The following is a 23779-nucleotide window of genomic DNA, read 5'->3' on the forward strand; positions in this document are numbered from 1 at the left end:
ACACAGAAAGACACATAATTGACCCATGTCGAATATCATCGCAAAAGCCGCTAAATTATCGTTACATAAAGGCCTATTTAAAAATAAAAGCGTATCTTTGCACATATTATACATGAAAGATATATAGTGAGACAAGATGATTTGGGCCTTTTGAGCCACATTAAATACCCGGATGATCTGCGAAAACTAAATGTTGAACAGCTTCCGGAAGTCTGTGAAAAGCTACGCAAGGACATTGTAGAAGAGCTTTCCGTAAACCCGGGACACCTGGCGTCGAGCCTCGGTGCGGTGGAAATCACGGTGGCCCTGCATTATGTATTCGACACACCTGACGACCGCATTGTGTGGGACGTGGGGCATCAAGCCTATGGGCACAAGATACTGACCGGCAGGAGAGAACAGTTCTGCACCAACCGCAAGCTGAACGGCATCAGACCGTTCCCATCGCCGGAAGAGAGCGAATACGACACGTTCGTATGCGGACATGCCAGCAACTCCATATCGGCCGCGCTCGGAATGGCGGTGGCAGCCAAGACACAATCCGGGCAGAGACATGTGGTGGCCGTGATCGGCGACGGGGCTATGAGCGGCGGACTTGCATTTGAAGGGCTTAACAACGTATCATCCACACCCAACGACATGCTCATAGTGCTGAACGACAACAACATGAGCATAGACAGGAGCGTGGGAGGAATGAAACAATATCTGCTCGAGCTGAACACCAACGAGACTTACAACGCACTGAGATTTAAAGCAGGAAACTGGCTGCGCTCGAAAGGCTACCTCAAAGACGACAGGCGCAACGGACTGATACGACTGGGAAACGCCCTCAAAGCGGCAATCAGCCACCAACAGAATATTTTTGAAGGCTTGAACATAAGGTACTTCGGACCTTTCGACGGGCACAACGTGAAAGAGCTTGTGCGCATAATGAAGCAGTTGAAAGACATGAAAGGCCCCAAACTGCTGCACCTTCACACCACGAAAGGCAAAGGATATGAGCCGGCAGAGAAAGCGGCCACGATATGGCACGCGCCCGGAAAGTTTGACGTGGATACGGGAGAGCGCATCGAAAACCGGTCGGATGACAGCCCGATGAAGTATCAGGACGTATTCGGGCACACGCTGCTCGAACTGGCGGAGCGCAATCCGAACATCGTGGGAGTGACTCCCGCCATGCCGACGGGATGCTCGATGAACATCATGATGCAAGCCATGCCCGACAGAACATTCGACGTGGGCATAGCCGAAGGACACGCAGTGACATTCTCGGGAGGCATGGCGAAAGAAGGCCTGCAACCGTTCTGCAACATATACAGTGCTTTCGCACAACGAGCTTACGACAACATCATACACGACATGGCGATCATGAACCTGCCCGTAGTGCTCTGCCTCGACAGGGCCGGACTGGTGGGCGAAGACGGGGCTACACACCACGGAGCTTTCGACATGGTGGCCCTGCGGGCCGTTCCGAACCTGACGATAGCATCACCGATGAACGAACACGAACTGAGACGACTGATGTATACGGCACAACTGCCGGGCAAAGGCTCGTTCGTGATAAGGTATCCGCGCGGAAAAGGAGTGCTGAAAGACTGGAAATGCCCGCTTGAAGAAATAGAAGTGGGCACCGGACGCAGGCTGAAAGACGGCAGGGACACTGCCGTGCTGACAATAGGTCCGATAGGAAACACCGTGGCACAGGCTATAGAAGAGGCCGAGAAGGAGAACGAGGGGTTGTCTGTGGCGCACTACGACATACGCTTCCTGAAACCGCTCGACGAAGAACTCCTGAATGAGGTGGCGGCAAAATTCCATAGAATAATCACCGTGGAAGACGGAGCGAGAGCCGGAGGATTCGGCTCGGCGATACAGGAATGGATGGCAGACCGCGGCCACTATCCCGAAATAGAACGCATGGGACTGCCCGACGAATTTGTTGAACACGGCACGGTAGAGCAATTACGGGAGATAGTAGGCTTGGACAAAGACAGTATTAAAAAGAAAATAACAGAATGAAAATAGTCATTGCCGGCGCTGGAGCCGTCGGAACACACCTCTCCGGACTGATGTCGAAAGACCATCAGGACTGTACTCTGATAGACGAGGACGAAGCACGCTTCGGCAATCTCGACCGTGAATGCGACATAATGACACTGCAAGGTTCTCCGACAAGCATCAAAACACAGAAAGAAGCCGGAGTATACAACGCCGACCTGTTCATCGGCGTGACACCGGAAGAGAGCACAAACATAAACGCATGTATCATAGCGCACTCGCTCGGAGCTAAAAAGACAGTGGCGAGGATAGACAACTATGAGTATCTGGCACCAAGCCTCGAATCGTTTTTCAAGAGAATGGGGCTCGACTCGCTCATTTATCCCGAGGCATTGGCCGCGGTAGACATCGTGAACGGACTGAGACTCAGCTGGGCAAGGCTGCATTGGAACGTGCACAGCAGCAATCTGGTGATGCTCGGCATCAAACTGCATGAGCAATGCGAGATCCTGAACCAACCGCTGCGGATACTATGCGGCCCTGACGATCCGTACCACATAGTGGCAATCAAGCGCGGGGCCGAGGCGATAATACCAAGCGGAAACGACGAGCTGCACGACCGCGACATGGCTTTTTTCATGACCACAAAGGAGTATTTACCATATATACGCAAGATAGTAGGCAAGGAGCACTATGAAGACGTGAAGAACGTTATCATCATGGGAGGCGGCAAGACGGCTGTAAGGACTGCCCTGACAGCGCCCGACAACATGAACATAAAGATCATTGAGATAGACGAGAAACGCTGCGAGCGGCTGAACCAGCTGCTCGACGACTCGGACACAATGGTAATACACGGCGACGGACGGGACATCAGCCTGCTTGAGGAGGAAGGCATAAGGAACGCCCAGGCTTTTGTGGCACTGACAGGAAACGCCGAGACAAACATACTCGCATGCCTGACGGCAAAAAGACTGGGTGTACACAAGACCATTGCCACGGTTGAGAACCTTGATTACGTCAACATGGCGGAAGAGCTTGATATCGGAACAATAATCAACAAGAAGACAATAGCGGCAAACCACATACACCAAATGATGCTTGACGCCGATGTCAGCAACATGCGTTCGCTCATGATGGTGGAATCGGACGTGGCCGAATTCACGGCCGCAAAAGGTTCGCCGGTGACAAAAAAGCCGGTAAAATCGCTCGGACTGCCGTTCGGAGTGACAATCGGCGGACTGGTAAGAAAAGGGGTTGGCATGCTCGTGAACGGAAACTCGCAGATTGAAGAGGGTGACTCGGTCATGGTCTTCTTCCATGAACATAATCTGAAAAAGGTGGAGAAATATTTTAAGACCAGTTCATTATGGTAAACTTCAGAACCATATCGAAAATCATCGGCCAGTTGCTTTTTCTCGAATGCGGCTTCATGTTCTGTTGCTTTATCATATCGTTATATTACGGGGAAGACGACTCCATGGCATTCCTAATATCAATGATAGCGACCATCGGAATAGGTTTTATTTTCAAATATCTGGGTCGCGGGGCATCAAACAACATGAGCAGGCGGGATGCTTACTTCGTGGTCACGGCAACGTGGATAATATTCAGTTTCTTCGGTATGTGCCCTTTCCTGATCGGCGGATACATAACCAACGTGGCCGACGCTTATTTTGAGACGATGTCGGGATTTACGACAACCGGAGCCACAATACTCGACAGCGTGGAAAGACTGCCCCACGGCATATTGTTCTGGCGCTCGCTGACGCAATGGATAGGCGGCCTCGGTATTGTATTCTTCACCATTGCCATCCTACCGTCGATGGTAGGCGGCAGCGTCAAAGTGTTTGCAGCGGAAGCCACCGGTCCGATCCGTTCAAAGATGCACCCCAGGCTCAGCACGAATGCCAAGTGGATATGGTCTATCTATCTTGCCCTTACCGTGGCATGCATGGGCGCGTTCTGGGCTGCGGGAATGAGTCTGTTCGACAGTTTGAACTACTCCATGTCTACAACGGCCACCGGCGGTTTCTCAACGCATGATGAAAGTACGGCATACTTCGGTTCGCCGATAATAGAATACATAGGCATTCTCTTCCAGTTCCTTGCCGGCCTCAACTTCACGCTGCTCTATATAATGATATTCAAAGGCCGGTTTGACACAATGCTGAAGAACTCAGAGTTCAGATTATATATCGGCATCATCGTCACGGCCACGGCAATGATAATGTTTTTGCTGATAACACGAATGGACTATGGCATCGAAAGGGCTTTCAGAAGCGCATTGTTCCAAGTCATCTCTTTCATCACTACCACCGGACTTTTCAACGATGACGCCGGGACATGGCCCCACATCACATGGGTAATACTGGGAGCGTGCATGTTCATAGGCTCATGCGCAGGCTCGACAAGCGGCGGGTTCAAGTGTATCCGCGGTGTCATTGTATTGAAAGTGATACGCAATGAGTTCAAACAAATACTGCATCCCAATGCCGTATTGCCGGTGAAAGTAAACGGAATGAGTATATCCCAATCAAAGATTTCCACCCTGCTTGCGTTCTTTGCCGCATACGTCCTCATGTGCCTGATTGCCGCTACAATAATGATTTCCGTGGGAATAGACAACACCAACGCCATAACCATAGCCTTGAGTTGCATGAGTAACGTAGGCCCCACGCTCGGAACGCAAATAGGTCCGGAAATGTCTTGGAGCACGTTGCCGGACGGTATAAAATGGATATGCTCCCTTTTGATGCTCATGGGACGTATAGAGATTATGTCGGTATTCGTGCTTTTCACACCAGGATACTGGAAAGACAACTGACAGATAGTGAAAAGAACCTTGAGAAATAGAATTAATGACACCGACAAATAAAGGAAACCGAACTTAGACCACACCTTTTAATATGCTGTCAACACATACAAAAGAATGATAAAAAGTTGCAAGAATATGAGAGTATTAACATTTGTTCCCCTGTTTAAGCAAACGATATGGGGAGGCGATAAAATCCTACCGTTCAAGCATTCAAGCCAATCTCTCAAACAAGTGGGAGAGAGCTGGGAGATTTCCGGCCTTGAAAACAATGAGACCGTGGTGGCCGACGGTGAATACGAAGGCCGAAGACTGAATGATGTCGTGGCCGAGCTGAAAGGGAGACTGGTGGGAAACGACAACTACAAACGTTTCGGAAACAGGTTTCCGCTACTCATAAAATTCATTGACGCATGCCGCGATTTATCCATACAGGTACACCCCGATGACGAAACTGCCGGCCGACACGGCCATCCCAACGGTAAAACAGAGATGTGGTATATGATGAAGTCTGAGCCGGGCGCAAAGATTTTGCTGGGCCTCAAACAGCATATCACTCCCGAAGAGTACAAGGACATGGTGCGAAAAAACACTATATGCGATGTCATTACCGAATATGAGGTGAACGAGGGAGACTGTTTCTTTATTCCCGCAGGACGTATTCACAGCACAGGCAAAGGCTGTTTCTTCGCCGAAATACAGCAGACAAGTGATGTCACATACCGTATTTATGACTTCAACAGAAAAGACAAAGACGGCAATCTCAGGGAGCTGCATACCGAAAAGGCGGCCGAATCCATAGATTACGAGGTGAAAGAGTCATATAAGACCGATTATACTCCCGTCAAAAACGAGGGTGTCCAAATCGTGGAAAGTCCGTTGTTCAACACTGCCGTATACGATATAGACGAGCCGATGACCCTCGACTACTCCGAACTCGACAGTTTCGTGATACTCATCGGACTTAAAGGAGAAGGAACCCTGACAGACGAAGATGGCAACGAGACAATATTCGGAATGGGTAAAACACTGCTCATCCCGGCCGAAATGAACCACGTGAACATCACCGGAGACATAAAATTCCTTGAAACATACATCTGAAATGAGAATCCATACACGTATGAATAACGCATGTCCATTGTTTCTTGGCCTCCATAAAACCAAATCACGATGTACCATCCATGTTTAAGGCAGTATGAACAGGCATGATACATATCATGGGGCGCCTATACGATTAATGCGTCAACAACTGACAAACGACACATGATTACCTACCGGTCTTCAACCGTTCGACAAACAATTCCACTTCTTTCCGCAGCCTGTTGAATTGCGGACTATTAATATAACCAACATTTTTTTTCAGCATCGATCGAACATCCTCGATGCTGTTTTCATAACAGGACAATTCATTTCGCATCTGCGTCCGGTGTGCAGACGTAACCTGTATTTCCCTTTCACGCTCCATTCGCAACTGATTGCACACCTTTGTCACTATCGGCACCACCACGGTATCGAATATATGATGACCTTGTATGTACAGATATGTGTTTTGGGGAGTGACTCCGAGCTGCCGCAATTCGTCCTTAAGCGCAAGATAGGATTCTTTCGCCCTGGGAAAATGCTGACGCAAAACATTAACCCTACGTGACACCTTGCGCCGCAGATTGTCTATCGCCACTTGCGGAGCAAACACGTTGAACCCTCCCGGATCTATCACTTTCGTGAAATCGGACAGAGAAAAATAATCATAATTTTCAGTGCGATAAGCCCATATCGACCATACAAACAGCGGATAACATGCCTCTGAATATTGCCGCATATATTCCGTAAAGTTGAAAATTGCATGGTCGTTTAGCGTCACCATCACACACACATCATGCAGCGAGGCGGCAAAACACTGGTAATTCTCTATCGAATAGACATAAGTATGAAACACGAAAGGATTTTCAAGTATCTTTTGCGACGATACGGTCCGTCCCTGCATCAGATAATCGTAGTCGGCATCCACACACGCTATCATGTCCTTCCCAGCGTTATCGGCAATCACGCTCATCAGAACCGATTTCTTGCCTCTGCGCAAAGTGCCTTTCGACGGCAGCATGACTTCAAAATAACAGGTATCGTCCTCAAAGCCGCTGAGCACCGTACGCCAAAAGAACACATCATCGTAGCTTTCCACATAAGCCACGATTCTCCGCCGCGCGTCTTTCGAGGTCATCCTGTTGGCCGCCTCGAAATACCCAGACGTGATGCTGTCTTTCAACCGCCTGCCCATATTCATATTGTTATGTCGCTTACCTCCGTCACCTTGTCCATCCATCCGTTCATTATCACTGCCGGAGAATGGGTCGTCAGTATTATCTGCACATTGGGGTTAAGGTCTATTATCATGTCTATAAGCCTTTGTTGCCAGTCTATGTGCAGGCTCACTTCCGGCTCGTCCATGAAAAGGACATATGGCTGATTGTCTTCTATGAGAACGGTCAGCAGTATCACGAGCATCTGCTTCTCTCCGCTCGACAGCTGATACGGTGTGAGCACCTCGCCTATCTGCGAGAATGCGATATCATTCTTCGTGCGTATCAACCGCTTACCGGTCTCTGCAAACAACCGGTCTATCATATCCTGGAATTTCTTTTTCGGCTCAGAGATTTCTTGCGCACGCTGCGCTCCGTCTGCCTCACCCGACTGCAACACCTCTATTATCCTGTTACCGATGTTCACCTGATAGTCAAGATACTTGCGCTGCAACTGATACAACTGCCAGTCCAGTTCCGTTGTCACCGACGCGTCCACCACCTTGTTTACCAGCTCGCTCGTCATCAACGGGCGGTCGAAACTGCGTATCACGTCATACCTTATCCACCGCGCGTCTTCCGGAACGACCTTCATCCGCACTCCGGCAACCACATTGCTGGTAAACTCTCCGCCATGGACAAGCCCTTTCACCACCTTGTTTAATATAGTGCTCTTGCCCACCCCGTTTATTCCGCTCAGTATGTTCACCTTCTGGTCAAGGTTCCACACAATGTGCTTCTTGCCGCTCCACAGTGAGTCTATCTCTATCTGGGCGATGTAGTCAGCGTATTTCTGCATATCCGTCAATATGAAATTCCTTTCCGCAAATATACGTATTATTCTCAATAAATATGTAATTTTGCAGCGGTTTTTCAATAATAAAGAAAAAGATGGATAACAAAAGAGCGTTGACCGCTCATCTCAGTATGTTCTTTGCCTGCGCGTTCTGGGGGCTGATGGCACCTCTCGGCAAAGATGCCATGACCCACGGCATCACGGGTATAGACTTAGTCACGTTTCGGGTATGCGGGGCGGCAGTGCTGTTCTGGCTCACTTCATTTTTTGTGAGGCGCGAGCATGTACCCGGCAAGGACATAGCGATGTTTTTCTTCGCCGCCCTTCTCGGCCTCGTTCTCAACCAGTGCTGCTATACCATCGGCCTGAGCATCACCTCTCCGATTAACGCCAGTATCGTGACCACATCAATGCCGATATTCGCCATGATCCTGTCGGCGCTCATTCTCAAAGAGCCGATTACCGGCAAGAAAGCCACGGGCGTGCTCATGGGATGCAGCGGCGCGCTGATACTCATCCTCACCAGCGCAGCCGCCGTGAATTCCCGTGTCGGCGACATCCGCGGCGACCTGCTGTGCCTGTTTGCCCAGTTCTCGTTCGCACTCTACCTGTCGCTGTTCAGTCCGCTCATCAAGCGCTATTCGGTATTCACGATAAACAAGTGGATGTTCACTTTCGCCACGTTCATGGTCCTGCCATTTTCTTTCGGCAGCGTCACGGCGATAGATTTCGCCGCAGTGCATGTCAAGACATGGATTGAAACCGGATATGTGGTCTTCGTGGCGACATATCTAAGCTATATTCTCACCATGATAGGACAGCACACCCTGCGGCCCACAGTCGTCAGCATATACAACTACGTGCAGCCGCTCGTCTCCGTATTGGTGAGCGTAATCACCGGTCTCGGCGTTTTTCTACCCGCCCACGCCGTTGCTGTTGTCCTTGTTTTCTCAGGCGTATGGCTCGTGACAAAGTCGAGAAGCAGGGCGGACGGGGAGAAGCGGCAGTAATGATATATTAAGAGTCGTACATTTGTACGGTTAAATGTTTCTGAATAAATTTATCTTCAAATATCAGGCATCACAGGCATGGAACAAGGCAGATTAAGGGGTTAAGGAAGTTCTTTTTAGAGAAGTTAAGGGAGTTAAAGAAGTTGTCGCAGGCTGTCGCCTGCTTGAAATTAAAGACAAATGCTTTGATTATTTGTATATTGTGTATCTCTTGAAAACACCGTGATACGGTCACGCAACAAGAGTAATGTCTTTAACTTCAAGCAGGCGACAGCCTGCGACAACTTCTTTAACTCCCTTAACTTCTCTAAAAAGAACTCCCTTAATTTCTAAAAAAATCTCCTGTTCAAGAAACTTCTTTCGCTCCCCAATAGTCTTGCAGCACAATCTCGAATATGAGAGTGCTGAATGCGGGAATGCCGCCACTGGCCGTACTTTTATAGCCAAGCTGATAAGGGATGTACACCGTCCAACGGTCACCTCGGCGCATGTTCTGCAATGCCGTGGCGAAACCGTCTACAAGACCGGTTCCGTTCTGGTCGCCGATAGCGAATTTCACACTTGCGCTAAGCTCCTTGTCATATTCCCCCTCGAACGTCCTGTCAAACACAAAGCCCGAAGGATAAGATACGGAAGGAAGCAGTCTGCCCATATAGCTCACCGTAACCGTATCGGTATATATGGGCGACCCGGTCACTTCGGGCGCAGCGGCCTCTTCCACGTGAACGATGATATAGTCGGCGTTGACGCCTGCCACATCCGACGGCTTCGACCAGCTTTTTATCCTTTTCCAATCCGTCCGTGCAGGGTCAGCGGCGAGCAGTGAGCTCACCGAATCGCTCAGATGGTTGAAGAAAGTGTTGTTTTTAGCCTGCCAGTCGGGAAATTCCTCTACCGTATCGTCTTCCTCGCTGCACGATGCCGTTCCCAACATTATCGAGAACAGCATCATGGCGAGCGTTAATATCTTGGTTTTCTTCATTTATTGCAGTTTTTTCAAAAGGCTCGCAATGCTCACCTTGTCTTCGATGATGCTGTTCAGCTCAGAGATGCTCACTCTCTCCTGCTCCATCGTGTCACGGAAACGCAGTGTCACGGTGTTGTCTTTCAGCGTGTCGTAATCCACTGTCACGCAATATGGCGTACCTATTGCGTCCTGACGGCGATAACGCTTGCCTATGGTATCTTTCTCGTCGTACTGACAGTTGAAGTGGAAACGCAGGCTGTCTATTATCTCACGGGCTTTCTCGGGCAGGCCGTCTTTCTTGACAAGCGGCATCACGGCCAGTTTCACCGGAGCGAGGGCCGCTGGCAGTTTGAGAACAGTACGTGTCTCGCCGTTTTCGAGTTTCTCTTCCTCGAACGAGTGGCACATGATGGAAAGGAACATACGGTCCACGCCGATAGACGTCTCTATCACATACGGAGTGTAGCTCTCGTTGCTCTGCGGGTCGAAGTATTTTATTGACCGGCCTGAGAACTTCTCGTGCTGCGACAAGTCGAAGTTGGTGCGGCTGTGTATACCCTCAACCTCCTTGAAACCAAACGGCATGCGGAACTCGATATCCGTGGCGGCGTTGGCATAGTGGGCCAGTTTGTCGTGGTCGTGGAAACGATAGTTATCAGCTCCGAAGCCGAGAGCCTGATGCCATGCCATACGGGTCTGCTTCCATTTCGGGAACCAGTCAAGCTCGGTGCCCGGCTTCACGAAGAACTGCATCTCCATCTGCTCAAACTCGCGCATGCGGAAGATAAACTGGCGCGCCACAATCTCGTTACGGAACGCCTTGCCTATCTGGGCTATACCGAAAGGTATCTTCATGCGGCCGGTCTTCTGCACGTTGAGATAGTTGACGAATATTCCCTGTGCAGTCTCAGGGCGCAGGTATATCTTGCTCGAGCTGTCGGCAGACGCTCCCATCTCCGTGGAGAACATAAGGTTGAACTGGCGCACATCGGTCCAGTTCTTGGTGCCCGATATAGGGTCTACAATCTCTTCGTCGATGATTATCTGTTTGAGAGCCTCCAAGTCGGGACCCTGCATTGCCTCGGCATAACGCTCATGCAGCGCATCACGTTTCTGCTTGATCTCGAGCACGCGCGGACTCGTTGCCAGATACTGTTCCTCGTCGAACGAGTCTCCGAAACGCTTGCGGGCTTTCGCCACCTCTTTCTCGATCTTCTCGTCGTATTTGGCCATCTGGTCCTCTATCAGCACATCGGCACGATAACGCTTCTTCGAGTCACGGTTGTCGATGAGCGGGTCGTTAAACGCGTCCACATGCCCGCTGGCTTTCCATATCGTGGGATGCATGAATATGGCCGAGTCTATGCCCACGATGTTCTCGTGCAGCAGCACCATGCTTTTCCACCAGTATTCCTTGATATTGTTTTTCAGTTCCACACCGTTCTGACCGTAGTCGTAAACGGCTCCCAATCCATCATAGATGTCGCTGCTGGGAAACACGAAACCGTATTCCTTGCAATGGGATACAATCTTCTTAAAAACGTCTTCTTGTGCCATAATATATTTTGTAAATTTCGAAATCTGCATGCAAAGATACCTTTTTTTCACGAGAGTAAAGGGTATTTTCCATATAAAAATGAGAGGCAAAAGGATAAAAACACTCATCAGTATGTGCGTCTTACGCCAACAGGACGCATATTCACACTCCTGCCGCCAATACCAATTACACGCCGATATATAGCGAAGTGTATCGTGATGATGCTTGCATGACGATGCGTTTTTTGCTAAATTTGCCGGTAAGAACAATCATCCTATCGCCCATGATTATGATAAAATTTTACAAACATGACATACACGATCGTATATCCGAACCTCCCAAGCGCATAAATATGCAAATTTTGACACCGTGATTTTTGACATGCAAGAGAGATGCCACACTCCCCGCTGCCGCCTGTCACATATTAATACCATTAGCCACCTTTACCGTGGCTTTGCCAACAGGCTCGCGACACTGATTGTCGCGAGCCTGTTGCTTTTTGCATATTATTAATGATTATAGGGCATTTATTGCCTTGCATTCGGATACCCGTTACCTTGCAACGGGATACTAAACGGAAGGCAACGGGTGTCTAAACGCATTGCAACGGACCGCCCGTTGCACGACAACGGCCATCCCGACACAAAAACAGCCGCCGGCAACCGTATTTCTATCAAAAAGCAAAGGATTTTCCCTACGACCGCACCCATAAACCGCATAAATATGCACAAGCGGCAGACCGTCGGTTTGCGGATATTTTTTTACAACTACTATCCTATACTGAAAGAACACAGCGATTTCATCAGCCAAATTAAAACACCCTACTGGCACCTGATGGCAATCGGACGACGGACTGCCTGCGACAAAGGCTTTTGGCACAAAACTTGGCCGACTGAAAAAAAATCATTAACTTTGAGGCAAATTTGAGATAAAACAATATTTATGAGCGACGAGATTACAGACAACGAGATTATCGAAGAGAACATTAACGGGGAACACTCCGACTACACACCGGTAAACAGGTTCGACGCATCGGCGGTGCACCACCTGAGCGGCATGTATCAGAGCTGGTTTCTCGACTATGCGTCATACGTAATACTCGAAAGAGCCGTGCCGCACATCGAGGACGGGCTGAAACCCGTGCAGCGGAGAATACTGCACTCGATGAAACGCATGGACGACGGACGATACAACAAAGTGGCCAACATCGTGGGACACACCATGCAGTTTCACCCGCACGGCGACGCCTCCATCGGCGACGCCCTCGTGCAGATAGGACAGAAAGACCTGCTCGTGGACACGCAGGGCAACTGGGGAAACATACTTACCGGCGACCGGGCCGCCGCTCCGCGATACATCGAGGCACGATTGTCCAAATTCGCTCTCGACACGGTGTTCAACCCGAAGACCACTGAATGGCAGTTATCATATGACGGGCGAAACAAAGAGCCTATCACGCTGCCTGTCAAGTACCCGCTGCTCTTGGCGCAGGGTGCCGAAGGCATCGCCGTGGGTCTGTCTTCAAAGATATTGCCGCACAATTTCTGTGACATCTGCGATGCGGCCGTGAGCTATCTGCACGGCCAGGACTTCCGGCTGTATCCCGACTTCCCCACAGGCGGAAGCATAGATATATCAAAATACAACGACGGACAGCGCGGAGGAAGCCTCAAAGTAAGGGCTAAGATAGAAAAGCGCGACAGCAAGACACTCGTGATACGCGAGATACCATACGGAAAGACCACGGCCACGCTCATAGACTCCATTCTCAGGGCGATAGAGAAAGGCAAGATAAAGGCACGCAAGGTGGAAGACAACACGGCGGCACAGGTGGAGATTATCGTGCATCTGGCACCGGGAGTGTCGAGCGACAAGACACTCGACGCACTCTACGCCTTCTCCGACTGCGAGGTGAACATATCGCCCAACTGCTGTGTGATAGAGGACGACAAGCCAAAATTCCTCAATGTGAGCGACGTGCTGCGAGCCTCTGTCGACCGTACGAAAGACCTCATCCGCCGGGAACTGGAAATACGCAAGGGCGAACTGCTCGAACAATATCATTTCAGCTCGCTCGAAAAGATATTCATCGAGGAACGCATATACAAAGACCGCAAGTTCGAACAGGCGCCCGACGTGGACACCGTGTGCGAGCATATAGACGAACGTCTCACGCCGTATTATCCCCAACTGGTGCGCGAGGTGACGAAAGACGACATTCTCAAACTGCTTGAAATAAAGATGCAGCGCATACTGAAGTTCAACAAGGAGAAAGCCGAGGAACTCATGGCTCGCATAAAAGCCGAGATAGACAATATCGACCGCGACCTGGCCAACATGGTGGAGGTGACGGCCAACTGGTTCACCTTCCTCAAAGACAAATACGGAAAAGACCACCCGAGACTCACCGAGATAAGGAACTTCGACACCATCGAGGCATCGAAGGTGGTAGAAGCCAACGAGAAACTGTATATCAACCGGCAGGACGGATTTATCGGTACAAGCCTGAAAAAAGACGAGTTCGTGTGCAACTGCTCCGACATAGACGACATCATCATCTTCTACAAAGACGGAAAATACAAGGTGGTGCGCGTGGCCGACAAGATATTCGTGGGCAAAAACATACTGCATCTCGGCGTTTTCAAAAAGAACGACAAGCGGACTATATACAACGTGGTATACCGAGACGGCCGAAAAGGCCCTTGCTACATCAAGCGCTTCAACGTGACGGGAATATCGCGCGACCGCGAGAACGACCTCACCTCAGGCACACCGGGCTCGAAAGTGATGTACTTCACGGCCAATCCCAACGGCGAGGCCGAGATTATCAAAGTGACGCTCGACCCGATGGAGGTGCAGTCGAAACGCAAGACAAGCATATTCCTCGAAAAGGACTTCTCGGAAGTGATAATCAAAGGCCGCACGTCAAAAGGCAACATTCTGACAAAAAAACAGGTAAACAGAATTGGACTGAAGAGCCACGGGCACTCAACGCTCGGCGGGCGCAAGGTTTGGTTCGACGCCGACGTGAAGCGACTGAACTATGATGACCACGGCACGCTGCTGGGAGAGTTCAATGACGACGACATGATACTGGTGATACTGACCAACGGCGAGTTCTATCTCACCAACTTCGACGTGAACAACCACTACGAGGACAATATTAAGATAATAGAGAAATTCGATGCCGCCAAAGTGTGGACGGCCGTGCTGTTCGATGCGGACAATGACGGATACCCATATATAAAGCGTTTCCAAATGGAGGCCACACGGCGCAAGCAAAGCTATCTGGGAGACAACGCCAACAGTCGTCCGGTGCTGCTCACCGACCAGGTTTACCCGAGGATAAAAGTCACGTTCAACGGAGCGGACGAGTTCCGGGAACCGCTGGAGATAGATGCCGAACAGTTTATCGCCGTAAAAGGCTTCAAGGCCAAAGGCAAGCGCATAACCACATGGCACATAGAAAGCATAGAGGAGCTGGAACCGATAAGATTTCCCGAGCCGGAACAGGACATGAGTGACAACGAACAGGATGAAGGAAACGACGGAAACGGCAAAACGGACGATGGCAAAGCCACCGGCAGCGCGGTAACGCAACCGGAAAACATGGACCCCGACGCAGGCAAGTCGGAGCAGCAAGTGATAGACGAGATTACCGGACAGTTGAGCCTTTTCCCTGATGAAAACAATTAAAACCATACCCGCCGCACTGTTGTTGTTGTGCTGCACGGGAATATCGGCACAGACAGACTCTGTGGCAGACGGCAGGACAACCACGTCTGCATACATGATCGGAGCCGGAACCACCAAGTTGCTCGACACTTATCTTTCGCAAGAACATTTCAGCGGCACGGGCATGTCTTTCCTGTCCGTCACCGAACGTCGCAAACCGGAAAGGCGGTGGAGCACTGTCATACAGCATCAGGCCGGACTGTCACTCACACACAATCGCAGCGACACGGCAGACGAAATGGAAGGCTCATATAGTTTCTTCTGGGGCAAATACCGAAGATGGGATCTGCTCGGCGACAGGCTCACACTGCAGGCGGGAGCGCTGGCAAACGCAGAACTGGGCTTTATCTACAACACATCAAACGGAAACAATCCGGCCCAGGCAAGAATGGGCATCGGCATTATGCCGTCTGGAATAGCAACATACAGGTTCAAGGCAGGAAACATTCCGCTGGCCGTACGCTACGAACTCGACGTGCCGCTGGCCGGAATTATGTTCAGTCCCAACTACGGGCAATCGTACTACGAAATATTTTCACGAGGTGACTACGATCACAACATCGTTCCGACAACACTTGTCAGCATGCCCAATTTCAGACAGATGATTTCCATAGACGTCAACATTGGCAGGCGCACGACGCTGAGAGCAGGCTACCTCGGCGATTACCGCCAGGCACAGGTGAACAATCTGAAATCGCACGTCTATTCGCACAGGTTCATGATAGGATTTGTGAAGCAATTCAAACTAATTCATTACAGGCCATGAGCATGTTAAAAAACGCACTGAACGTATGCCGCGCCATGCTGACGGCAATTATCATCGCCGCGACCATGACAGCATGCGTGGACGAAGAGGAATATGACAACTCCCCGCAAGGCAACTTCGAGGCACTATGGAGGATTATAGACGAGCATTATTGTTTCTTCGACTACAAAAACAAGGAGTATGGCCTCGACTGGAACGAGACATACAACAAATATAAAGTGAGGATAAACAACGGCATGACAAGCGACCAACTCTTCGAGGTGCTGGCCGACATGCTGGGCGAACTGCGCGACGGGCATGTCAACCTGTCGACATCCTATGACTTCGCACGCTACTGGAGCTGGCACGAGAACTTTCCGGCAAACGTCAGCGACACGCTGTTGAGACGCTACCTCGGCACAGACTACAAGATTGCGGCGGGATTGAAATACCGAGTGCTCGACGACAACATAGGCTATGTGAGATACGAGAGCTTCACAAACGGCATAGGAGAAGGCAATCTCGACGAGATGTTCATGCACCTGATGACCTGCCGCGGACTGATAATAGACATAAGAGGAAACAGCGGAGGGACGCTGACCACAGCGGAGCGGTTTGCGGCACGGTTCTTCAACGAACCGGCAACAGTGGGATACATAAGGCACAAGACCGGCATGGGACATAATGATTTCTCGGAGATGAAAGAGCAACGCATCAGCCCCTCTTCAAATATAAGATGGCAGAAACGTGTATGCGTGCTTACGAACAGGAAAGTATACAGTGCGGCCAACGAGTTCGTGAAATACATGAAATGCGCCCCACAATCGACTATCGTAGGCGACAGGACGGGAGGCGGAGCCGGATTGCCATTCAGCAGCATGCTCCCAAACGGATGGGGAGTACGCTTCTCGGCATGCCCGATGTATGACAGAAACAAGCAATCGACGGAATTCGGCATATCTCCCGACCACAAAGTATCGCTTACAGACGGAGACTTCGCACGCGGACATGACACGATAATAGAGTACGCCCGCGTATTGCTATCGCAATAAAAATCCCTTTTTTATTTGGCCGATACCCAAATTCTGCGTATCTTTGCATCCGCAAATGTGAAATCAACACCGGAGAGCCGGTCTTCAACAGTTCGCAAATGCGCCTGTGGCGAAATTGGTAGACGCGCCAGACTTAGGATCTGGTGTTTTGCGACGTGTAGGTTCGAGTCCTATCAGGCGCACATTAGTCAAAGAGGGTATCCATTAGGTTTGGACACCCTTTTTTTGTATTATATCATCCACACTTTACCCTACCATATTTTACGGGTAAAAAAGTTTACAAATAATTATTCATGGGATTATATACGGACGGTTGTTGAAAACAATTATACAACCAAGTAAAATCTTTACAGTTTCCGGACATTACCTGCTTATTTCCTGAAAAATATTCGTAATTTTGCAAAAACAGCTCACAAAAGAATGTTAGTTCATAAACTTTTCTTAATTTTGCATTGCTGTTTATCCGTAAACAGCAGACATATTAAGGAAGCGTTTATGCTTTGTTCCTCTAAGATGAATCTGGACAATTCATGCACAATACGGAACAGCGCTAACGTTCATCCTTGGTGTGATTATATATTTGACGGCATGCCATGCCATCAAGTTTTATATATCCCCAAGGTGTGAGCTGTGTTCTATTGTCCGTTGTGCAGGCAGTCCAGAGCCTTTCTTGGGGATAATAGAGGTAAAAGGCTCACACTTTTCTTTTTATGCAATTTGGATATATACGCAAAAACCGGGCAATATGAAAGAAATACACATCGGGCAGTTAATAGAACAAGAACTGAGAAACCAAGAACGCAGCGTTTCTTGGTTTGCGAGAATGCTATGCTGTGAAAGAACAAACGTATACAGCATCTTCAGGAGAAAAAGCATCGACTGCTCCATGCTTTATAGAATAAGTATTATTCTTGACAAAAACTTCTTTAATCCATACTGCGTCAAACTAAAGGAAGACCGCAATAAAAGCACCGATAAAACGTGATTTATTTGTTACACATACGTTATTAATCTGATACACTCTTTTTACCCCCCCATAAGGATTATTCTTAATTTTGTACCTGATACATAAATCATTTTTTAATGGCAAATAGAATAAGACTTATATTAGTCTTCCTAATTATTATAACCATACCGGTAAAGGCCCAGACGACAAAAGAAACAAACAAAAAATCTGCAAGGCAAACAAAGAAGCCGCCGATAGAGGCCGTAATACCAACGGAAAAGCCGATGCTTATTGACAGCAAATCGGGTATAGACACCTTGACGCTTAATGATCGCATCGGAATACGTACCAATGCGGCAGACTGGCTGATGCTCATACCCAACATTGGGATTGAATTTGACCTTAAAAACGTGAACTACAACAGAAACACTCTCGGCATAAACATCAGATATAATTGGCAGACAAGCCACACCTACAATCCCGGAACGGTATATAATATAGCGGAGGCGAGAATAGACTACCGAAACTATTTCAGAGTAAAGACGATCGACAAAGACAGCAGGAACTGGAAATACAACCGACACAAGCATATATGGGACAAACCGTTCTCGGCACGCCATAAAACATCCAAGCACCCGAACGCGATGTTCTATCGCGGAGCCTACCTCGCATTTACCAAATACTCTATGATGCTCGGTAATGACGGCAAACAGGGAACAGCCATAAGCGCCGGATACCAGTTCGGAATAGTAAAACCATTATATGTATTCCGAAACGGGCACAGTCTTGATTTAGACCTTGGTGTAGCCATCGGTGTCACATATACTTCTTATGACAAATACCGACTCGACCGGGAAAGCAATTGCTACCCGACGACAGGACACGCCGACGGACAAATAATGCCTATGATAAACGAATTGCGATGTGCCCTGACATACCGGCTAGGCAAAACTCCGAGCACAAGCAAGTACAGGTGGAGATACGAGGTGGACACAAAATATCAGGAGAAACATGACAACATACATTTCACTAAAGTGGCGCATGATATCGACGTACGCAACACCGACAGCATTCAGGGTCTGATACGAAAGGAATTCTGGGCTGTATACGATTCGTTGTTGACAATAGAACGAGCCAACACTGACTCGCTCAACAAAATCAAAGTAAGGGAACAAAAAGCACAAGCGGCACTTCTTAAATCACAAAAAGCGATAAACCGCAAGATGAAAAAACAAACAGGAAATGAAGGAAAAGCCGGGAAGAAAGAAAATCAAGAGAAACAGACAGGCTGGAAAAACGACAGTATAATGTCTGAAAAAGAAAATAAGACGGAAATAGGAATAAAAACGAAAGAACGGGAAAGCAAGAAAAACAAAGAAACGAAAAAAGACAAATCCGGTTCAGAGACATCGTCAAACGATAAAAATCAATCTGCGTCGACAGAACCAATAATATCTGCCACAGAAGAAAGAAAGGAGGACAGGCCATGAAAAATATAAAAACCGCAGCTCTCCTTATTATGTTCTCTACCTTAATATCGGCATGCACTGATGTCGATATATGCCCGACCGAACAACATCCACACAGGGCACAAGTGAGATTTGAATACAACTGGGATTTATCGGACATTGACATAGAACGCCCGGACTCAATGTTCGTAATAGCAAACAGGGTGATAAACTATTGGAAGATGACAGCGGCCATATATACAAAGAAAGGTGAACCGAATGAAGGCAAAGGGCGGTATGTGTTCAATCGGCTACCTCTACAAGATACCCACGAAGAGTCTCCGGCAATCAAAACGGAAAAAGAAGACGATACGGATACAGGCAATATGGGAAACAGTGACGAAAACGATAAAGAGAACAACGGCGAGAACACGGAAAAGGCCGTATACAAATACAGCGACTTCGATGTGAAAGCGGGAGAATATAAGTTCTACACGTTTACAGCGACAAACAAAATGGAGATGAAAAACATAGACAAATTCATCTCAACGGACGACAATAACATGACAAATGAGGGATTTGCCCTTGAATACAACACATACGACAGAACAAGCCGGGAGATAACATATGAGATGGATAAGATATCCAAGCCATTGAAAGACAAAGGATTTCAAGGGTGGACAGACTTCAATTCATATTCGTCATACATGTTGCCAAGCTCATGCCCGCTGTTTATAGACAGCGTAAACATTACTCCCGTCGTTGAAGGACATATCCAATCGATTACATTCCGTCCGCAACAGGCCACACAAACAATCACGATAAACATAAAGGTAAGGAAAGTATCGGCAGACAACTGCACTTTCAAAATCGAGGGTATACTCGGAGAAGTATCGGGTATTCCGCAGTCTATCAACATATCAAACGGATATATCGACATAACTAAAACCAGCAAAATAATGTTCCCGTTCCATATTGTCGGCATGGAGGAAGACAGCAAGACTAACGAGTATGCCCAATACACGGCAAAGATAAACGTGCCAAGCATTGTGAAAAACAATGATGAAGAGGCAGTCATAGGTCCAGGAATGCTGCAAGCCATAGTATACTGTACAATAAACAAGAACGGAAAGGAACACAAGAAAAGCATTCAAGGCATTCTGAATATACATAAAGAACTGACAAAAGCAAATCTTATCGAAATCACCGAAGACGGAAATCACGCACGGCGCATAGGCAAAAAGCACACCATTGACATTGAATCGGAAATAGTCATAGACGGCGAAAAAATGCTGGAAAGCCCGTCGGCGGAAGGTATAAAAGGGTGGATTTACAAAAAAGGCAACGACATTGACATAGAACTGTGATTAAAGTCACGCCGCTCACGCACAAAGCATGACATCCGCACCGACATACCCCCAACAAACAAAATACATATATATTTAATGAATGTGTAATATAAAAGATAAATGACAGCAAAGACAAACATACAGGTCCTGCTTACGACCATGGCAATGATACTTCCGATATTAATATCATGCGGCTCGGAGTCTTACCCAGGACTCGACTACGATCAAGAGATAAACATCAGCAATAATGAAAACAATAATGCCACAGAAGTACAAGTATTTCTTGAAGAACAAAAATTCTTCGAGACCAACCCTGTCAAAAACGACAACACACGCGGAATAGGAGTATTTGAAAATGAAAAAGACGAGAATGGAAACGAGACAAGGCCGATAGAGGATGAGCAGAAATTCACCTTTCATGTATTCGCATTCCATAACGGAGTGGATGAGACTACCGACCTGACACAATCATTCTTCAAAACGTCAGGCGGTCAACGGGATATAGAACACAGGCACTGTCTCGTAGACGGATATGACCGATTAGGCATGCCGGCAAAATTGAATACAAACAGAAACAAAGAGCTTGTATTCCAATATGACAGATACTACACCGAGCATCCTAAGATACTTAATTACAGCAACAAAAAGGAATATATCGATCGAGCATACAATTTCTTTGTATACCACATTGACGACAGTGAGACCATGACCGAGCGCACCGCCGACAAGATTGTGCATCATATTGAGATAGACGGAAGCCAAGACATAATGTGCGGTACATCACCCGTATTGAACGATGAATATCTCAACAAGCACTTCATTGATATAAAAAACGATCTCGATGACGCAGAATACAGTAGAATCCTGAATACACGCGGTTTCAGTACATACTCTGCCAGACATGGTATTTATCCGATAGTACCGCTTGAACACAAACTGGCACGATTAAAGTTTTTCCTCTATCCGGGCAGTGCCGACTGCAAATACGTGAACGTCACCCGCATATCGGTTGAATTGCCTTATAAAGGCGAGTTTATAGTTGCCGGCAGATATGCGGAAGACATGGCCTTGACCTGGAACGATAAAAAGGAAAGCGACCGAAAAGAATTATGGATAAGAAAAGATACGAAAAAGACAGACAGTGCGGGTGACATTACCAATGACACAAAAACAGAAGATAAAGAAGATGTCCACACCGAAGACACCGGCAACTATAATGATCCTTATTTCTTGGGATTAAAACTGCCGTGGGAAGATTCATACACAAACATGCCGTGGAAAGAGCGAAAGCGGGAAGAAGCCGGAACAGGCCTGCTCATACCGGCAGTGGGAAAATGCACACTACGCATATACTTCACATGCTCCCTTCCCGGATTTGACGATAAAGAAGAACGTGTTTACCAATACAGCCTGCCGACAGATGACCAAAAAATAGATTTCAAGCCAAACAACCTTTACAATATAAATATTGCGATATACGGACCGCAAAAGATAGAAGTCAACTCTAATATAGACAGTTGGCTATTCGGCGGAGACATCTCAATAGGCGGAGAGTAATCCCTGCATGAAAGTGAAGATACGAACTTATATATGATTTTCAGACAAATAACGGAATACGAAATGTTATTCTTTAATATTAATTAAATTAACCCTTATGAAAAAGTTATTTTTCTATGCAGCCGCAGCCGTAGGCATGTTATCTGCATGTTCGTCAAGCGATGATTTCGCAAGTGGTGATGCTACAGGCAATGAAAGTCGTGAGGCAATCAAAATCGGAGTGGCTTCTGTCGCATCGGAAGTTCAGACCCGTGGTACAGGAACCGTGGGAGGCGTTATGGACGGAGAGACCGTCATTTCTCCTAACGCATGGTCCGGACAATCCGTAAATGTATTTATGTTCAGAAAAGGAACTCTGAAATTAGCCACTTCCGACGGCACAGACAATCCTACAGAAGCATTGTACAAAGATGCAATCATGACAACTCCCGACGGAGAGTCAACAGGCGAAGCCACTCTTCCGCAAAGTGAATACAAGTATTATCCTCCATCAGGTTCTTTCGATTTCTATGGCTACCGTCTGGATGACGCCGTACAAAACAGCCCGGCCGCTCTTAACACAGAAGAAACGGCCTATACGGTAGACTTCACCATCGACGGAACGCAAGACGTCATGAGAGCGACCACACTTCTTTCAGACACCGACCGGAATATAATCGAAAGTGAGAGTAACACCGTGAAAGCTGAGGATGTCTACTCCGCAAAGGCAGCCCGTCACGGCATCCAGCCCAACCTTCTGTTCAATCACTTGCTCTCTCGCTTCACTTTCCAGATCAAAGGCGGCAATGAGAACTCTTGTCCAAAAGATGAAAACAATACCGATGAAACGGCTGTAAAAGTCGAGAGCATAAAACTTTCATCAAGAACAAACGGCGTACTGACCATTGCCCATCTGCCCGCAAACGCTCCTGAGAACGACGAATACATCACATGGTCTAAAAACGAGACAGAGTCAGAAACGGTCAAAGGCATAACGACAGAGGAAGGAGAGTTTCTTCCTTATCTAACATTGAGAAACCGCACAGCCACTAAAAAAGTAGAGGTGGAAGAATCGGAAGCAAAGGAAAATGACGTGCTTAAAGACGGTTACGAAGAAGAGAACGACAAAAAAGTGGAAGACGCCAATGTGTCTCTACCGACAGAAGCCGCAACAGGTTTTCCAAATATGTGGATAGACGGAGCATCAGCAGCTAAAAATATCGGAGAAGCCCTTCTCGTAAGTCCCGGTCTGGATAAATATACATTGGAAATCACCGTAAAACAAAAAATATTGAAAAACCCGATAGCAGACGGTTCGGAAGCCACTGACGACGATTACAGATTCAAGACAAAAGTTTATACCCTCGACATTACTCCCGACCTGGTCAAGAAAGGTGAGGCGACAGGCATTGCTGCTTTTGAGGCTGGCAAGTCTTATAACGTAATCATCACGATATACGGCTTCGAGCGTATCGTTGTCACAACAACACTCGCTCCATGGGAAGACGGCGGTGAAATAAATATCGGTCAGGATTAATCCTTAACTCC

The 23779-nt window shown here is 48.0% G+C and carries 17 protein-coding genes and 1 tRNA gene; 14 read left to right on the top strand and 4 right to left on the bottom strand.

Going from position 1 to position 23779, the window contains the following annotated elements; genetic code table 11:
- Positions 1-126 precede the first annotated feature (126 nt).
- The 4 genes from dxs to HPS53_RS07615 all read left to right on the top strand — a co-directional run bounded on the left by dxs (position 127) and on the right by HPS53_RS07615 (position 5914).
- On the top strand, positions 127-2019 hold the full coding sequence (gene dxs / locus HPS53_RS07600; protein WP_172205470.1) for a 1-deoxy-D-xylulose-5-phosphate synthase: 1893 nt from the start codon (positions 127-129) through the stop codon (positions 2017-2019).
- A complete protein-coding gene (gene trkA / locus HPS53_RS07605; RefSeq protein WP_104368597.1) occupies positions 2016-3374 on the top strand; it encodes a Trk system potassium transporter TrkA in 1359 nt (452 codons plus the stop codon). The genes dxs and trkA overlap by 4 nt, the downstream gene beginning before the upstream one ends.
- A complete protein-coding gene (locus HPS53_RS07610; protein ID WP_172205472.1) occupies positions 3368-4825 on the top strand; it encodes a TrkH family potassium uptake protein in 1458 nt (485 codons plus the stop codon). The genes trkA and HPS53_RS07610 overlap by 7 nt, the downstream gene beginning before the upstream one ends.
- A gap of 126 nt (positions 4826-4951) precedes the next feature.
- Positions 4952-5914, top strand: coding sequence for a type I phosphomannose isomerase catalytic subunit (locus HPS53_RS07615; protein ID WP_172205474.1), 963 nt, complete (start codon positions 4952-4954; stop codon positions 5912-5914).
- 166 nt (positions 5915-6080) lie between these two features.
- Here HPS53_RS07615 and HPS53_RS07620 read toward each other — a convergent pair whose 3' ends face one another.
- On the bottom strand, positions 6081-7088 hold the full coding sequence (locus HPS53_RS07620) for a DUF4435 domain-containing protein (RefSeq protein WP_172205536.1): 1008 nt from the start codon (positions 7086-7088) through the stop codon (positions 6081-6083).
- Between the two features lie 2 nt (positions 7089-7090).
- On the bottom strand, positions 7091-7909 hold the full coding sequence (locus HPS53_RS07625) for an AAA family ATPase (protein WP_104368600.1): 819 nt from the start codon (positions 7907-7909) through the stop codon (positions 7091-7093).
- 92 nt (positions 7910-8001) lie between these two features.
- Here HPS53_RS07625 and HPS53_RS07630 point away from each other — a divergent pair, with 92 nt between their 5' ends.
- Positions 8002-8916, top strand: a complete 915-nt coding sequence (locus HPS53_RS07630; RefSeq protein ID WP_172205475.1) for a DMT family transporter — start codon at positions 8002-8004, stop codon at positions 8914-8916.
- A 346-nt stretch (positions 8917-9262) separates the two neighbouring features.
- Here the strand turns inward: HPS53_RS07630 and HPS53_RS07635 are convergent, their stop codons facing one another.
- Together HPS53_RS07635 and HPS53_RS07640 are read right to left on the bottom strand one after the other, a co-directional pair.
- Positions 9263-9898, bottom strand: a complete 636-nt coding sequence (locus tag HPS53_RS07635; protein ID WP_172205477.1) for an FKBP-type peptidyl-prolyl cis-trans isomerase — start codon at positions 9896-9898, stop codon at positions 9263-9265.
- Positions 9899-11440: a glycine--tRNA ligase gene (locus HPS53_RS07640; RefSeq protein ID WP_172205479.1), complete on the bottom strand. Its 1542-nt coding sequence runs from the start codon at positions 11438-11440 to the stop codon at positions 9899-9901.
- Positions 11441-12362: 922 nt separating this feature from the next.
- On the opposite strand from HPS53_RS07640, the gene HPS53_RS07645 reads away from it, so the two are divergent.
- From HPS53_RS07645 to HPS53_RS07685, 9 genes are all read left to right on the top strand, one after another.
- Complete coding sequence (locus HPS53_RS07645; RefSeq protein WP_104368771.1) at positions 12363-15116, top strand: DNA gyrase/topoisomerase IV subunit A; 2754 nt, start codon at positions 12363-12365, stop codon at positions 15114-15116.
- Entirely contained in the window at positions 15103-15921 is an 819-nt protein-coding gene (locus HPS53_RS07650; protein ID WP_172205481.1) for a DUF3316 domain-containing protein, read from the top strand. The genes HPS53_RS07645 and HPS53_RS07650 overlap by 14 nt, the downstream gene beginning before the upstream one ends.
- Positions 15918-16952, top strand: coding sequence for a S41 family peptidase (locus HPS53_RS07655; RefSeq protein ID WP_104368769.1), 1035 nt, complete (start codon positions 15918-15920; stop codon positions 16950-16952). The genes HPS53_RS07650 and HPS53_RS07655 overlap by 4 nt, the downstream gene beginning before the upstream one ends.
- A 100-nt stretch (positions 16953-17052) precedes the next feature.
- Positions 17053-17134, top strand: a tRNA-Leu gene (locus HPS53_RS07660).
- 563 nt (positions 17135-17697) lie between these two features.
- Positions 17698-17937: a hypothetical protein gene (locus tag HPS53_RS07665; protein ID WP_104368768.1), complete on the top strand. Its 240-nt coding sequence runs from the start codon at positions 17698-17700 to the stop codon at positions 17935-17937.
- Positions 17938-18035: 98 nt separating this feature from the next.
- Positions 18036-19388: a DUF3575 domain-containing protein gene (locus tag HPS53_RS07670; RefSeq protein ID WP_172205483.1), complete on the top strand. Its 1353-nt coding sequence runs from the start codon at positions 18036-18038 to the stop codon at positions 19386-19388.
- Positions 19385-20713 carry a hypothetical protein gene (locus HPS53_RS07675; protein WP_104368766.1) on the top strand — a complete coding sequence of 443 codons (1329 nt, stop codon included), beginning with the start codon at positions 19385-19387 and terminating at the stop codon, positions 20711-20713. Before HPS53_RS07670 ends, HPS53_RS07675 begins: the two co-directional genes overlap by 4 nt.
- 102 nt (positions 20714-20815) lie before the next feature.
- Positions 20816-22252 (top strand): hypothetical protein, encoded by a 1437-nt coding sequence (locus tag HPS53_RS07680; protein WP_172205485.1) that lies wholly within the window; start codon positions 20816-20818, stop codon positions 22250-22252.
- Positions 22253-22349: 97 nt separating this feature from the next.
- The gene (locus tag HPS53_RS07685) at positions 22350-23768 is read left to right on the top strand and encodes a fimbrillin family protein (protein ID WP_172205487.1); all 1419 of its coding nucleotides are present in this window, start codon (positions 22350-22352) and stop codon (positions 23766-23768) included.
- The last annotated feature ends 11 nt before the right edge of the window (positions 23769-23779 follow it).

It is taken from the genome of Prevotella sp. PTAC, assembly GCF_013166535.1.
In the GTDB taxonomy this organism is placed as follows: Bacteria; Bacteroidota; Bacteroidia; order Bacteroidales; family Bacteroidaceae; genus Prevotella.

What these genes read in the sequence shown, in the direction of transcription:
- HPS53_RS07620 (WP_172205536.1), bottom strand. Translation starts at nt 7,088, where the DNA reads ATGGGCAGGCGGTTGAAAGACAGCATCACGTCTGGGTATTTCGAGGCG.
- HPS53_RS07650 (WP_172205481.1), top strand. Translation starts at nt 15,103, where the DNA reads ATGAAAACAATTAAAACCATACCCGCCGCACTGTTGTTGTTGTGCTGC.
- HPS53_RS07610 (WP_172205472.1), top strand. Translation starts at nt 3,368, where the DNA reads ATGGTAAACTTCAGAACCATATCGAAAATCATCGGCCAGTTGCTTTTT.
- HPS53_RS07665 (WP_104368768.1), top strand. Translation starts at nt 17,698, where the DNA reads ATGAAAGAAATACACATCGGGCAGTTAATAGAACAAGAACTGAGAAAC.
- HPS53_RS07655 (WP_104368769.1), top strand. Translation starts at nt 15,918, where the DNA reads ATGAGCATGTTAAAAAACGCACTGAACGTATGCCGCGCCATGCTGACG.
- HPS53_RS07675 (WP_104368766.1), top strand. Translation starts at nt 19,385, where the DNA reads ATGAAAAATATAAAAACCGCAGCTCTCCTTATTATGTTCTCTACCTTA.
- HPS53_RS07635 (WP_172205477.1), bottom strand. Translation starts at nt 9,898, where the DNA reads ATGAAGAAAACCAAGATATTAACGCTCGCCATGATGCTGTTCTCGATA.
- HPS53_RS07645 (WP_104368771.1), top strand. Translation starts at nt 12,363, where the DNA reads ATGAGCGACGAGATTACAGACAACGAGATTATCGAAGAGAACATTAAC.
- HPS53_RS07640 (WP_172205479.1), bottom strand. Translation starts at nt 11,440, where the DNA reads ATGGCACAAGAAGACGTTTTTAAGAAGATTGTATCCCATTGCAAGGAA.
- HPS53_RS07680 (WP_172205485.1), top strand. Translation starts at nt 20,816, where the DNA reads ATGACAGCAAAGACAAACATACAGGTCCTGCTTACGACCATGGCAATG.
- trkA (WP_104368597.1), top strand. Translation starts at nt 2,016, where the DNA reads ATGAAAATAGTCATTGCCGGCGCTGGAGCCGTCGGAACACACCTCTCC.
- HPS53_RS07685 (WP_172205487.1), top strand. Translation starts at nt 22,350, where the DNA reads ATGAAAAAGTTATTTTTCTATGCAGCCGCAGCCGTAGGCATGTTATCT.
- HPS53_RS07615 (WP_172205474.1), top strand. Translation starts at nt 4,952, where the DNA reads ATGAGAGTATTAACATTTGTTCCCCTGTTTAAGCAAACGATATGGGGA.
- HPS53_RS07625 (WP_104368600.1), bottom strand. Translation starts at nt 7,909, where the DNA reads ATGCAGAAATACGCTGACTACATCGCCCAGATAGAGATAGACTCACTG.
- HPS53_RS07630 (WP_172205475.1), top strand. Translation starts at nt 8,002, where the DNA reads ATGGATAACAAAAGAGCGTTGACCGCTCATCTCAGTATGTTCTTTGCC.
- HPS53_RS07670 (WP_172205483.1), top strand. Translation starts at nt 18,036, where the DNA reads ATGGCAAATAGAATAAGACTTATATTAGTCTTCCTAATTATTATAACC.